We start from the raw sequence: 12,612 nt of genomic DNA on the forward strand, positions 1-12,612 counted from the left end.
GGGTCGTGGGCCAGTCGCGGCCACAGCGCCGCGTTGCGTCGGTGCAGGCAGGACCTCTTGGACCGGGCGGCGGGGGCACCCCGGTGGCGCAACGTCCAATTGTTGCCCGGGTGGAGTGGTGCGGCCGCTATGTTGCCCGAAGGTGCTCATGCCGAGCCGCAGCTCGGCATGAGGGTCAGGCGGTGGTTGGAGGTGAACGTGGCTGCACCGAAGGTGTGCGCGGCATTGGCGGGACGAAACCTGGAGGACGATCTCCAGCGGGTCGGACGGACGAATGACATGCTTCCGCCGCGCGAAGACGACAAGGTCGCCGGCCGCATTCCGAAGCGGTTTGTTCAGGCACTCAGCCTGAATGTGAGCGAAAACAGCTACGAACCGGCACCGGCTTCGTTCGTCTACGTGCCTAAGACTCGCTTCGCCACCAGGCCGGCGGCGCTACTCACTCTGGCGGACCGGGTTGTCTTTGAAGCTCTACTGGAGCCAATGCGTCCAAAGATCGAGGCGTACCTCGTCTCGGATGGTGTCGTCTTCTGGCCCCGTGGCAGCGTCACTGAGAAGCGATGGGATGAGTTCGAAGCGGCCCCAGTTGCAAGCGGCGGTGGTCACGTCGTCGTCGCTGATGTGGCCGGCTTCTACGAGTCCATAGATCACGCGCAACTCCGGCGCGTCTTAGTCAGCGCCGGAGTAGCAGTCGCCGACGCGGAAGCGCTCGAAGAGTTCCTGCGCTCAGTAATGCGGTCGAGCAAGGGTTTGCCACAGGGGGTAGCAACCTCCGACCCGCTCGCAACGATCTACCTTGCGGCTGCGGACGCCGCAGTTCGTCGCACGGGTGCCGGCTACTGGCGGCACGGCGATGACATCCGGATGGCAGCGTCGACCTTCGCGGAAGCCAGGCGTGCCATCAACACACTTGAGGCCGCCTTGCGAGACTCCGGCCTGCTTATGAACGCCGCAAAGCTCCGTGTCTTGAGGTTTGCGACTTACGCTGAGCACCAAGCCGATCTGGAGAAGGCTAGGGATGACTTTCGGACACGGCTACTGGAGGCGCGAAAGGAGGCAATTCGGAACTCCGAGGAGCCGGAGGAGTTGGAGGAGTTGATGCATGCTGCCAACGTCGACGAGGACATGCAGTGGGGGTTTTGGTACCACCACAACATTGACATAAATGAGGTCCTGGAAGCGCTTAACGAGCACATCGCGCCGTCGCTCCTCGAGGTGCAGCGAGAGATGTTCAAGGACGCCATGCGGCGGCGACCCGGGACACCGGACGGGCTCAGTCGAGAGCTTTGGCACGCGCGCGTCGCATACTGTCTACGGCGCTTCGCGGCTGCGAGATCGAACGCGGCGCTGCCATACGCCGGCGACTTGCTGGTTCGATATCCCGAGGAGACTCAGTTCGTAGCGAGTTACCTGCTGTCCCTAGTCGACGCTCAGCCCTCGCGTGTTGCGCAGGCAGTTGAGCACGGGCTCGACAACTCTGAGTTCCTTCTGGGGTGGCAGAGAGGATGGCTTTACCGCGTTCTAAGCCGCGTCGCGCATCAGGTAACCGACGGCACTTTGACAGAGGCTTCTCGCGTCATGCGGTCGCAAGACCATGACTGGTTGGCACGGGTAGAGGCCGCGCGCCTCCTGGGCGTCCGAAGTCGCTTGACGGCAGACGATGTCAACAGCCTTTACCGAAACGCACCGTCGGCCTTTAGGACTGATCTGTTCGCGATTGCTGCCGAGCTAGAAGATGCCGCCCCGTGGGCGCAGGCATTCCTGGATGGCGCTAAGCAGGATGCACTTGCCGCAGTCGTGATCGACGCAGTTCGCGCGAAGCAAGCCCAACGGTCGAGCTCCAGCTGAGGCGCCAGTTCTGCGGCGCGAGTTCTGCGGCGCCAGTTGGCGGCTCCGTAAGCGCGCGTCTTGACTTGAGCACTCTCCCTAGTCCTCGGACGAATAGAGCGGGCTTCTCACGGGGATCGTGCGCAGGGTGGGAAGTTCAGGCGGACAGAGCCCATAGGACGACGGGGACAGGGGAATGTCGAGAGGACGTGCCACGCGGCGACCGACCAGGCCGCGGACCGCCCGCAGGGCTGCCACACGGGCCGCGCTCAAGGGCGCCGACCGCGCCGAGCGACGTGGCCGGCAGGTCCCGCCGACCGTCGAGGGATTCAGCACCGCTCTGGCCAACCGCGGGCATGACGGCGTGGCGGAGGCGCTCATCTCGCGACACAACCAGCGCATGCAGCGCCTACAGGAGGCCGGCGAAGTCCTCCAACAGTCTGCCCTGCCGGCCCTGTCGGGCTACTTGCCGATGCAGCTCGTGGCCCAAGAGCTCGGCGCCCATCCCGGACGGTGGCCCGCCCACCCCGGCAGCACGTGGCCGGACCACCTGGCGTGGGGGTTGGACAGCGTCGCGGCCGCCGTCCGGCTCATGCTCGCCATTCAGCCGGTCGGCGCAGCGGTGCTCTCCCGCACGCAACTGGAGCGCTGGTCGTCGAACCTGCAGTTCAACAGCGAGGTCGCCCAAGTCCCGGGCGAGGACACTGCCACCTGGCTGACGCGCCTGTGGACATCGCCGGGCGTATCGCTGACCCCCCGCTCCTCGAGCGTGGGCGCACTGTTTGCCGACCTCAGCGAGGTGTTGCACGGCCGTGGGCCGCTCATGCCCCTGGTCTGGCTCGACGTCGCCGACGTCACCGCACTCCCGACCGGCGACCAACTTCGGTTGATGGACACCATTACTGACGCTCAGATCGTCAGCTTGACCCAGCTGCGCAACTGCCTTGCCACCGCAGCCGAGGAGAAGGACTGGCCGGTACTCGCGGAGACCGCCGCGCGCATCAGGCTCATCGAGCGCGCCCACGGCTGGACCCCCAACATCGCCCCGACCGTCGTCCCGCTCATCCCCAGCCACTTCGCCGCTCTGGAAGGACCGCTTGGGGCGCTCGCGACCGGCCACGCAAAGGCTATGCACGCGCTGCGCCACGTTCACGACCCCGAGTACCCGTCCGAGATGTGGCCGCTGTTCGCGTTCGGTCAGCAACGCTTCCGCGCGCTGACCACGGCGAGGAGGGCGTTCGAGCGCGAGCGGGACCTTCTGGGTGAGCGCTTTGGCGAGCACGGCATCGAAGAGCTGGCAACCGAGGCGGTCCTGTCGGGTGAGATGGCCGCGATGCTCGCGGTCTGGCTGCGCGAGCGCAACACCGTGCCGCTGGCGGCAGACGCGTTCGCGGTCTGCGCCTCGGCATTGCGGTCAGCGCACTGGCTGTGGCTTGAGGATGACGACCGAGCGATGGGATGCCTGCGGTGCGTCATCGAGCAGCTCGCGCGCGCTCGGACCTGGCGGGTCAAGCCGGAACGGGCGGCCAAGATTGAAGCCAACCTGAACGCCACTCCACGGGACTGGATCGAAGCCTCCGGATGGCGGCGCCTCGGCCTGATGAACAGAGCCCTCGGCGAGTTCGCGCATGGCTCGACCAGTGTGGACTGGTCTCTTGCCCGCGACGCGCTCGTCGCGCTGCAATCCGATCCCGAGGACGAGCTTGCGCGGTTCACCGGTCGAAGCCACGCCCTTTCCGCGCTCATCTTCATGGTCTCGGTGGAGTGCTCGGCGTGGGTGGATGAGTTCAGTGCCGAGCTAGGGGAGGCGTACCGCAAGGTCATCCGCATCAACGACGACCAGGCCAACCGGGCAATCGAAGCGCTGATGAACCGGGCGTGGAACGCGCGAGACACCCCGTTGCGCGCCCCGCGGACCACCAGTCCTCACGACGACCGCGGAGCAGCGCCCGACGGGTCGGGCGACGCCTCCTGATGAACTCCTCGGGCGTTTGCAGCGATCCACCGCCGAGGTAGCTCCATGACGCCGTCAAATGCAGGGTTGCGTCTCCGCTCTCGTGCGCAAGTTCCACCGCCCGGTGCGCCTTGTCTGGTTGCAGTTGTGGTTGCAGTTGACCGCGTTCACGGTCATTCGTAGTCGTACGCGGCCGTATTTATCCGCTGCTCATCCGGCTTACGGAACGATGGTGAATCGGCCTGAACGCGATCATGACGGCCTGGCAGTGTGGGGGTCAGGGGCCGACTTCGTTGCGGCGTACGAGGTGCCCGGCGACGTGACCTACAGCAGGGCGGCGGCCGAGCGCCTCTCGGTTCCGCTCAGGAAGATCGTCAGGCGGATCGCCGGGCGGCACGGCTTCGACCTCACCGCGTGCCAGCCGTGGTCACGAGGAAGGGGGGCGAGGCCCTCTGCCTAGCGTTTCGGCCGCCAGGCGTGACCCATTCATGACCCACGCAGCGGAAAACAGAGGCCAAAACGGGTCATATCGGGCCTCCGGAGGGTCCTCCGGACCTTCTCCAGTTCCGCTGACAGGCGCTCTGACCTGCCGTTATGCGTGGAGCGGGTGACCGGGATCGAACCGGCATGGCCAGCTTGGAAGGCTGGGGCTCTACCATTGAGCTACACCCGCGAGACGCCGTACGGGCGCGATCCCCGCACGGTGAGAGCCCTCGGGGATCAAGACCGAGGGCGCTCGGTCCGGGGTTGAGGGTAGCGCGGCTCGCAGGTCGATCTCGCGCAGGTCCAACCCCCGCGAAGCAGCGGCCGCGAGTCCCGCGCGAGGGCTCGATGACCGCCTCGTGACGCCGCGCCCGCGGTCCGCCGGCCTCGCCGCTCGCCCTCGCCTCCGCGCGCCGAGCCACGCGCCCGTACGAGCCGTGGCGCCGGACGGTGGCGATCCAGCATCGGCCAGACGAAGTCCTTGACGTGACCCACATCACTTCGCCAGAGTGCGCCGATCGCTGTATGCGATACGCCGTTCTAGCGATTGAACGTCCGCAATTCCCGGATAGGGTTTCGACTCAGAAGTGGGTGGGACATGACAAGACGAGGTCTCGCGGCGGTGAGCGCGGCGTGTGCCGTTGCGCTCGTGCTGGCCGCGTGCGGCAGCGACGACGAGGACAGCGACGACAGCGCGAGCGGTGGTGGCGGGGACAGCGGCGGCAGCGGTGGCAGCACGACGCTGGACATCGGGCTGCTGACCTCCCTCAGCGGACCGGCCGGCTCCTTCACGTCGACCAGCGTGCAGGGCGTCCAGGCCCGCTTCGACGCCTACGAGGAGGACGGCGGAGAGTGCGCCGACTCTGTCGACTTCAACCTCATCCAGGCCGACGACACCTCTGCCGCGCCGGGCGCTCTCGCCGGTGCGCAGCGGCTGGTCGAGCAGGAGGACGTCTACGCGATGCTCGAGGTGAGCGCCTTCTTCTACGGGGCCTCGCCGTACCTCACGACGCAGGGGCAAGACGTCCCGGTGATCGGTTTCGCCTTCGACGGGGCCGAGCAGTGGCTGAGCACCGACAACAACCTGTTCTCCTACCTCCCCGCGCCGGACTACACGAAGGTCTACTCGACCTCGGGTGACTACCTGAAGAGCCAGGGCGGGACCGTCGTCGCCGGCGTCGCCTACCAGAGCCCGAGCTCTCAGGCCGGCCTGGAGCAGGGGTTGGCCTCGGTCGAGGCGGCGGGACTCGAGGTCGGCTACACCAACGACAGCGTGCCCTTCGGCAGCACCGACGTCGGCGCCATCGTGCTGGGCATCCGCGACTCCGGCGCCGACGCGCTGTACCTGACGATCAACCCGGACACGGCCTTCGCCATCGTCGCGGGGCTGCGCCAGGCCGGGATCGATCTGAACGTCATCGTCTCACCGACCGGCTACGGCGGCGACCTGCTCAAGTCGGAGCCCGCGGTCCAGATCGCCCAGGGCGTCACCTTCACCACCGGGACCGCGCCCGTCGAGATCGGTGCCCCCGGCGCCGAGCGGCTCGCCCAGGCCCTGGAGGACGCCGGTGCGGACTCGCCGATCCCGGGGTTCTTCCAGGTGACCGGCTGGCTGGCCGCGGACACGCTCATCTACGGCCTGGAGCAGGCCGGCTGTGACGCGTCGCAGGCCGAGTTCATGTCCACGTTGCGGGGTGTCGACGACTACGACGGCGACGGGCTCCTCCCGACGCCGCGGAACTTCGCCAACGCCACGGAGGACGAGCAGTGCTCGTACTACCTGAAGCTCGACGGCAACGAGTTCGTGCCCGTGGAGGACGCCTCCCCGCTGTGCGGTGAGGCGATCAACTGAGAGACGCCGGCGGCGCGCCCGATCCCCGAGGTCGGGCGGGCCGCCGGTGCACCGCTCAGGTCCAGGCGTCCCGGCGGAGCGGTGGCGCCTCGCCGCCCCGCCGCTGGGCGAGCACCTGGTTGACGCCCAGCGCACCGGCCTCGAACGACAGCGCCGACGCCGCCATGTACAGCCGCCACACCCGCGCCCGGCCCTCGCTGGTCTCCTTCACGGCGGCCGACCAGTTCTCCTCGAGCAGCCGCGTCCACGCCCGGAGCGTCAGCGCGTAGTGCTGCCGCAGCGCCTCGACGTCCAGCACCTCCAGCCCGGTCGCCTCGATGGCGCTCACCGTGTCCCCGAGCCGCAGCAGCTCGCCGTCCGGGAACACGTACCGGCTGATGAAGGTGTCGTTGTCCCACGTCGTCTCGCCGGCGCTCCAGGCGATCGCGTGGTTGAGCACCCGCCCACCGGGGCGCACCAGCTCGTGCAGCCGCGCGGTGTAGGCGGCCATCTGGTGCCGGCCGACATGCTCGGCCATCCCGATCGAGCTGATCGCGTCGAACGGCCCGTCGTCGATGTCGCGGTAGTCCTGCACCCGGATGTCGATCCGGTCGGTCAGCCCGGCCTCGGCGACCCGCTTGCGCGCCAGCGTCGCCTGCTCGATCGACAGCGTCACGCCGACGACGTCCACGCCGTACTCCTGCGCCGCGTGCAGCGCCATGCTTCCCCAGCCGCAGCCGATGTCCAGCAGCCGCATCCCCGGCCGGAGCCCGAGCTTCCGGCAGACCAGGTCGAGCTTCGCCTCCTGCGCCGCGTCGAGCCCGGTGTCCTGGTCGGCCCAGACCGCGCAGGAGTAGACCATCGAGGGCCCCAGGACCAGCCGGTAGAAGGTGTTGCCGACGTCGTAGTGGTGCGAGATCGCCGCGGCGTCCCGACTCTTCGAGTGCCGGAGTCCCCGCCGGCGCATCTCGATCTCCTCCGGCGGCGGAGCCGGCTCCGGGCCCACGGCGCCCAGCCGCGCCGCGATCCCGGCCAGCCGCAACCGGTCGCGGGCCTCCAGCGTCTTCGGTGCCCCCTCGGGCCGGCCGGCCGACGTCAGCCCGGTGAACGCGGCCAGCGCCTCGAACAGGTCGCCCTCGACGTCGATCTCGCCGGCCACGAACGCGCGGCCCAGTCCGAGCTCGCCCGGTGCCCACGCCAGCCGGCGCAGCGCCCGCCGCGACCGGACGACGACCACCGGCCCACCGACCGGACCGGCCTCCGACCCGTCCCAGGCGCGCAGCCGCACCGGCACCTCGTCGGTGCCCAGCACGAGGCAGAGCGCCTCACCCAACCGTTCGGCGACGCCACCCCGCGCGCCGCTCCGGCTCGGGACGCCGCCCGAGGACAACTCCGACATCCGACTCTCCTGCATCCGACGACGAGGTGGTTGCGCAGCGGGACAATCATCGCCCCGATGATCACCGGCCGACAGTGCTTTCTCGGTCACATCCGCAGCTCAGGCGCGCAAGAGCTGCCGCAGGGCCGGTGGGTCGGGCCGGCGACCGGATCACGGAGGCGGACCGGGGACCTAGACTCGGCCCGCCACGGGGTGTGGCGCAGCTTGGTAGCGCACCTGCTTTGGGAGCAGGGGGCCGCAGGTTCAAATCCTGTCACCCCGACACCGCAATCCGGCACCGCCCGCGACGTCTCTAGACTCGGGGGTCGACCGGCGTCGTCCGTCCCGCCCGACGCCCATCCTGACTGCGACATCCGAGGAGCACTGCGCTGTGAAGAGCACCATCGAGGAACTGGGCCCCACGCGGGTCCGGATGGCGATCGAGGTGCCCTGGGGGGACCTGGACCACGCTTTCGGTGAGGTCTACAAGGAGCTCCGCACCCAGGTGCGCATCCCCGGCTTCCGCCCGGGCAAGGTGCCCAACCGCATCCTCGACCAGCGCGTCGGCCGCCCCGCGGTCCTCGAGCAGGTCGTGAACCACGCGATCCCCGAGGTCTACTCCGAGGTCGTCCGCGAGAACCAGGTCCGTGTCATCGGCCAGCCCGACGTCGAGGTGACCAAGATCGAGGACAACGAGGTCCTCGAGTTCACCGCCGAGGTCGACGTCGCCCCCAAGCTGGAGCTGCCGGACCTCGGCACCCTCGCGGTCACCGTCGACGACGTCGCCGTCGCCGACGAGGACATCGACCAGCAGATCGCGGTCATGCGCGAGCGCTTCGCGATGCTCAACGCCGTCGAGCGCTCGGCCCAGGACGGCGACTTCGTCTCCATCGACCTCGAGGCCACCCTCGACGGCGAGAAGCTCGAGGACGGCTCGACCAGCGGCATGTCCTACGAGGTCGGCTCCGGCCAGCTGATGGAGGGCCTGGACGACGCGATCCGCGGCCTGTCCGTCGACGAGTCGAAGGCCTTCGAGACCGCGCTGCTCAACGGCCCGGACGCCGGCAAGACCGCCGAGGTCACCGTGACCGTCCGCTCGGTCAAGGAGAAGGAGCTCCCCGAGCTCGACGACGAGTTCGCCTCCACCGCGAGCGAGTTCGACACCCTCGAGGAGCTGCGCGACGACGTCCGCACCCGCCTGTCGCGCACCAAGGTGCTGCAGCAGGGGGCGCAGGCCCGCGACAAGCTGGTCGAGCACCTGCTCGAGGTCGTCGAGGTGCCGATCCCGGAGAACCTCGTCGAGCGCGAGGTCGAGTGGCGCAACAACGCCATGGCCCAGGAGCTGCAGAAGGCCGGCATGGACTGGGACGCCTACCTCGAGATGTCCGGCGTCACCGACCGCGAGGCCTACGACGCCGACCAGCGCAAGAACATCGAGGAGGCGGTCAAGACGCAGTTCGTCCTCGACGCGATCGCCGACGAGCGCGAGGTCACCGTCGACAACGACGACCTGTCCGCGCAGATCATGGCCCAGGCCCAGCGCAACCGGATGAGCCCGGAGCAGTACGCGCAGCAGCTGCAGCAGGGCGGCAACATCGCCGAGTTCGTCGCCGACGTCCGCCGCACCAAGACCCTCGCCCAGCTGCTCGAGCAGACGACGATCACCGACGAGTCGGGCAACGTCGTCGACCTCGAGGCGCTGCGCCCGAAGACGGTCCAGGCCGACCACGACCACGACCACGACCACGGTGACCACGACCACGACCACGGTGACGACGCCGAGGAGGCGCCCGACGCCGAGGTCGCCGACGCGGCCGCGGTCGAGGCCGCCGAGGGAGCGGTCGAGGACACCGAGGACGTCACCAAGGCCTGACGCGCCCCGAGCGCCTGACGACGACGCCGTCCCACCCCGTGCCCGGGGAGGGGCGGCGTCGTCCGTTTCTGGGGCCGTCCGTCGCCGGCGCCCGCTGCGCCCACGGCGAACACCCCGGCCGGCGGGACTCCTGCCCCCGGACCGCGCGTTAGGGTCGACAGGACTCAGGCGAGCACCGGGGGAGACCCCTCCGGGCGGCGCGCCCCCGGGCCCCGCACCACCCCGAACCATCCACTCCAGACCGACTGTCCGACCTGTCCTACGGAGGTCACACCACCCGTGAGCACCCACTCGAACTCGGCGAGCGCCCCGCTGCTGCGCGGCGCCACCGGGGGGATGAACCTCAACGACTCGGTCTACGAGCGCCTCCTGCGCGAGCGGATCATCTTCCTGGGCAGCCAGGTCGACGACCCGATCGCCAACCAGCTCTGCGCCCAGATGCTGCTGCTGTCGGCGGAGGACCCCAAGAGCGACATCCACCTGTACATCAACTCGCCCGGCGGCTCGGTCAGCGCCGGCATGGCCATCTACGACACGATGCAGTTCATCGACTGCGACGTGGCCACCTACGGGATGGGCCTGGCCGCCTCGATGGGGCAGTTCCTGCTCACCGCGGGCACCGCGGGCAAGCGGTACGCCCTGCCCCACGCGCGGATCATGATGCACCAGCCGTCGGCGGGCGTCGGCGGCACCGCGGCCGACATCGCCATCCAGGCCGACCTGTTCCGCCGCACGAAGAAGGAGCTCAACGAGCTCCAGTCCCAGCACACCGGGCAGAGCATCGAGCAGATCGAGAAGGACTCCGACCGCGACCGCTGGTTCACCGCGGCCGAGGCCCTCGAGTACGGCTTCGTCGACCACGTCGTCAGCAAGGCCGCCATGACCGACAGCGCCAACCCGGTCACCGACAACTGAGCAGCGAGGACCTGACGACCATGAGCGGTTTCCAGCTGCCCTCCAGCCGCTACATCCTCCCCTCCTTCGTGGAGCGGACGAGCTACGGCATGAAGGAGAGCAACCCCTACAACAAGCTCTTCGAGGAACGGATCATCTTCCTCGGGGTGCAGATCGACGACGCCTCGGCCAACGACGTGATGGCCCAGCTCATCACGCTGGAGTCCACGGACCCCGACCGCGACATCACGATCTACATCAACTCGCCCGGTGGCTCGTTCACCTCGCTGATGGCCATCTACGACACGATGATGTTCGTCCGCCCCGACATCCAGACCGTCTGCATGGGCCAGGCCGCCTCCGCTGCCGCCGTCCTGCTCGCAGCCGGGACGCCGGGCAAGCGACTGGCGCTGCCGTACTCCCGCGTCCTCATCCACCAGCCCTCCGGTGAGGCCGGCGGTCAGGTGTCGGACCTGGAGATCCACGCGGCGGAGATCGAGCGGGTGCGCACGCAGATGGAGGAGATCCTCGCGCGGCACACCGGCCGGACCACCGAGCAGGTCCGCACCGACATCGACCGGGACAAGATCCTCACCGCGGCCCAGGCCAAGGAGTACGGGATCGTCGACGAGGTCATCCAGAGCCGCAAGCTCAACGCGCTCCCGCTCAAGAGCTGAGTCCCACCCCCGGCCGGTACGGGTCGAAGGCATCGCGTGTCGCGGCCTCGGCCCGTACCGTCTGAGGGGCCCCCTCCCGGGGGCGCAGTGCGCAGGGGGTCACCAGTGCCGAGTGGGACGACACGACCCGACGGGCTCCGGCTCACCGGGTGCGTCGAAGGCCCCGGGTGTCGGGGGCGCCGGGTACCGTCGACCAGCGCCCGATCCCCGGCCGGCAGCGCCGGGAGGAGCACCTCGCGGAGCACTGGCAGCGGGGTCGAGCACGGGCAGTCCAGCAAGACAGCGGGTCCGCGGACCGACGGACCTTTTTCCCCGATCTGGAGGTCAGCAGGTGGCACGAATCGGTGAGAGCGGTGACCTGCTCAAGTGCTCGTTCTGCGGGAAGAGCCAGAAGCAGGTCAAGAAGCTCATCGCTGGCCCCGGGGTCTACATCTGCGACGAGTGCATCGATCTCTGCAACGAGATCATCGAGGAAGAGCTCTCGGAGTCGTCGGACCTCAAGTTCGACGAGCTGCCGAAGCCCAAGGAGATCCACGACTTCCTCGGCCAGTACGTCATCGGCCAGGAGACGGCGAAGCGCGCCCTCGCCGTCGCGGTCTACAACCACTACAAGCGGGTGCAGGCCGGTGGCGGCACCCGTGACGAGGCCGTCGAGCTGGCCAAGTCCAACATCCTGCTGATGGGCCCCACGGGCTGCGGCAAGACCCACCTGGCCCAGACGCTCGCGCGGATGCTCAACGTCCCGTTCGCGATCGCCGACGCCACGGCGCTGACCGAGGCCGGCTACGTCGGCGAGGACGTCGAGAACATCCTGCTCAAGCTGATCCAGGCCGCCGACTACGACGTCAAGCGCGCCGAGACCGGGATCATCTACATCGACGAGGTCGACAAGATCGCCCGCAAGAGCGAGAACCCGTCGATCACCCGCGACGTCTCCGGTGAGGGCGTGCAGCAGGCGCTGCTGAAGATCCTCGAGGGCACCACCGCCTCGGTGCCCCCGCAGGGCGGGCGCAAGCACCCGCACCAGGAGTTCATCCAGATCGACACCACCAACGTGCTGTTCATCGTGGGTGGCGCGTTCGCCGGCCTGGAGAAGGTCATCGAGCAGCGGGTCGGCAAGCAGGGCATCGGCTTCGGCGCCGAGATCGTCAGCAAGCAGGACCTCGACGAGGCCAACGCCTTCGCCGAGGTCATGCCCGAGGACCTGCTGAAGTTCGGGATGATCCCCGAGTTCATCGGCCGGCTCCCGGTCATCACCGCCGTCCAGAAGCTGGACCGCGAGGCGCTGATCAACATCCTCACCGAGCCGAAGAACGCCCTGGTGCGCCAGTACCGGCGGCTGTTCGAGCTCGACGGGGTGGACCTCGAGTTCTCCGACGACGCGCTCGAGGCGATCGCCGACCAGGCCATCCTCCGCGGGACCGGCGCCCGCGGGCTCCGCGCGATCATGGAGGAGGTGCTGCAGTCGGTGATGTACGAGGTCCCCAGCCGCGACGACGTCGCGACCGTGGTGATCACCAAGGAGGTCGTGCTGGAGCACGTCAACCCGACGATCGTGCCCCGCAAGCCCACCCGCACCCCCCGCGAGAAGTCGGCCTAGCTCGACTCCTGCCCCGCGCCTCGACGAGCCCGTCCCCGACCCCGGGGGCGGGCTCGTCCGCGTTTTTGGCTGGTGCCAGGGCGAGCGTTGTCCCT

Annotated in this window: 8 protein-coding genes and 2 tRNA genes; 8 read left to right on the top strand and 2 right to left on the bottom strand. The window is 68.8% G+C overall.

Features of this window, described 5'->3' with window-relative positions:
- Positions 1-198: 198 nt before the first annotated feature.
- The gene (locus tag N555_RS0100595) at positions 199-1,848 is read left to right on the top strand and encodes an RNA-directed DNA polymerase (RefSeq protein WP_197028858.1); all 1,650 of its coding nucleotides are present in this window, start codon (positions 199-201) and stop codon (positions 1,846-1,848) included.
- Between the two features lie 343 nt (positions 1,849-2,191).
- Complete coding sequence (locus tag N555_RS0100600; protein ID WP_029429566.1) at positions 2,192-3,802, top strand: hypothetical protein; 1,611 nt, start codon at positions 2,192-2,194, stop codon at positions 3,800-3,802.
- Positions 3,803-4,380: 578 nt separating this feature from the next.
- Here N555_RS0100600 and N555_RS0100610 read toward each other — a convergent pair.
- Positions 4,381-4,454: transfer RNA gene (locus tag N555_RS0100610), tRNA-Gly, on the bottom strand.
- 432 nt (positions 4,455-4,886) lie between these two features.
- Here N555_RS0100610 and N555_RS0100615 point away from each other — a divergent pair.
- Positions 4,887-6,116 (top strand): ABC transporter substrate-binding protein, encoded by a 1,230-nt coding sequence (locus N555_RS0100615; RefSeq protein ID WP_197028859.1) that lies wholly within the window; start codon positions 4,887-4,889, stop codon positions 6,114-6,116.
- A gap of 55 nt (positions 6,117-6,171) precedes the next feature.
- On the opposite strand, the gene N555_RS0100620 is transcribed toward N555_RS0100615, so the two are convergent.
- Positions 6,172-7,494, bottom strand: a complete 1,323-nt coding sequence (locus tag N555_RS0100620) for a class I SAM-dependent methyltransferase (protein ID WP_051683505.1) — start codon at positions 7,492-7,494, stop codon at positions 6,172-6,174.
- Between the two features lie 188 nt (positions 7,495-7,682).
- On the opposite strand from N555_RS0100620, the gene N555_RS0100625 reads away from it, so the two are divergent.
- The 5 genes from N555_RS0100625 to clpX all read left to right on the top strand — a co-directional run bounded on the left by N555_RS0100625 (position 7,683) and on the right by clpX (position 12,517).
- Positions 7,683-7,756: transfer RNA gene (locus tag N555_RS0100625), tRNA-Pro, on the top strand.
- 108 nt (positions 7,757-7,864) lie between these two features.
- Positions 7,865-9,346, top strand: coding sequence for a trigger factor (gene tig / locus N555_RS0100630; protein WP_029429570.1), 1,482 nt, complete (start codon positions 7,865-7,867; stop codon positions 9,344-9,346).
- Positions 9,347-9,658: 312 nt separating this feature from the next.
- A complete protein-coding gene (locus N555_RS0100635; RefSeq protein ID WP_255347327.1) occupies positions 9,659-10,261 on the top strand; it encodes an ATP-dependent Clp protease proteolytic subunit in 603 nt (200 codons plus the stop codon).
- 20 nt (positions 10,262-10,281) lie between these two features.
- Positions 10,282-10,917 (top strand): ATP-dependent Clp protease proteolytic subunit, encoded by a 636-nt coding sequence (locus tag N555_RS0100640; protein ID WP_029429572.1) that lies wholly within the window; start codon positions 10,282-10,284, stop codon positions 10,915-10,917.
- Positions 10,918-11,248: 331 nt separating this feature from the next.
- Positions 11,249-12,517 carry an ATP-dependent Clp protease ATP-binding subunit ClpX gene (gene clpX, locus N555_RS0100645; RefSeq protein ID WP_029429573.1) on the top strand — a complete coding sequence of 423 codons (1,269 nt, stop codon included), beginning with the start codon at positions 11,249-11,251 and terminating at the stop codon, positions 12,515-12,517.
- Positions 12,518-12,612: the final 95 nt, after the last annotated feature.

Source organism: Blastococcus sp. URHD0036 (assembly GCF_000701365.1).
In the GTDB taxonomy this organism is placed as follows: domain Bacteria; phylum Actinomycetota; class Actinomycetes; order Mycobacteriales; family Geodermatophilaceae; genus Trujillonella.

Excerpts from the sequence above, each read along its gene's own strand:
- N555_RS0100640 (WP_029429572.1), top strand. The coding sequence starts at position 10,282 with ATGAGCGGTTTCCAGCTGCCCTCCAGCCGCTACATCCTCCCCTCCTTC.
- N555_RS0100620 (WP_051683505.1), bottom strand. The coding sequence starts at position 7,494 with ATGTCGGAGTTGTCCTCGGGCGGCGTCCCGAGCCGGAGCGGCGCGCGG.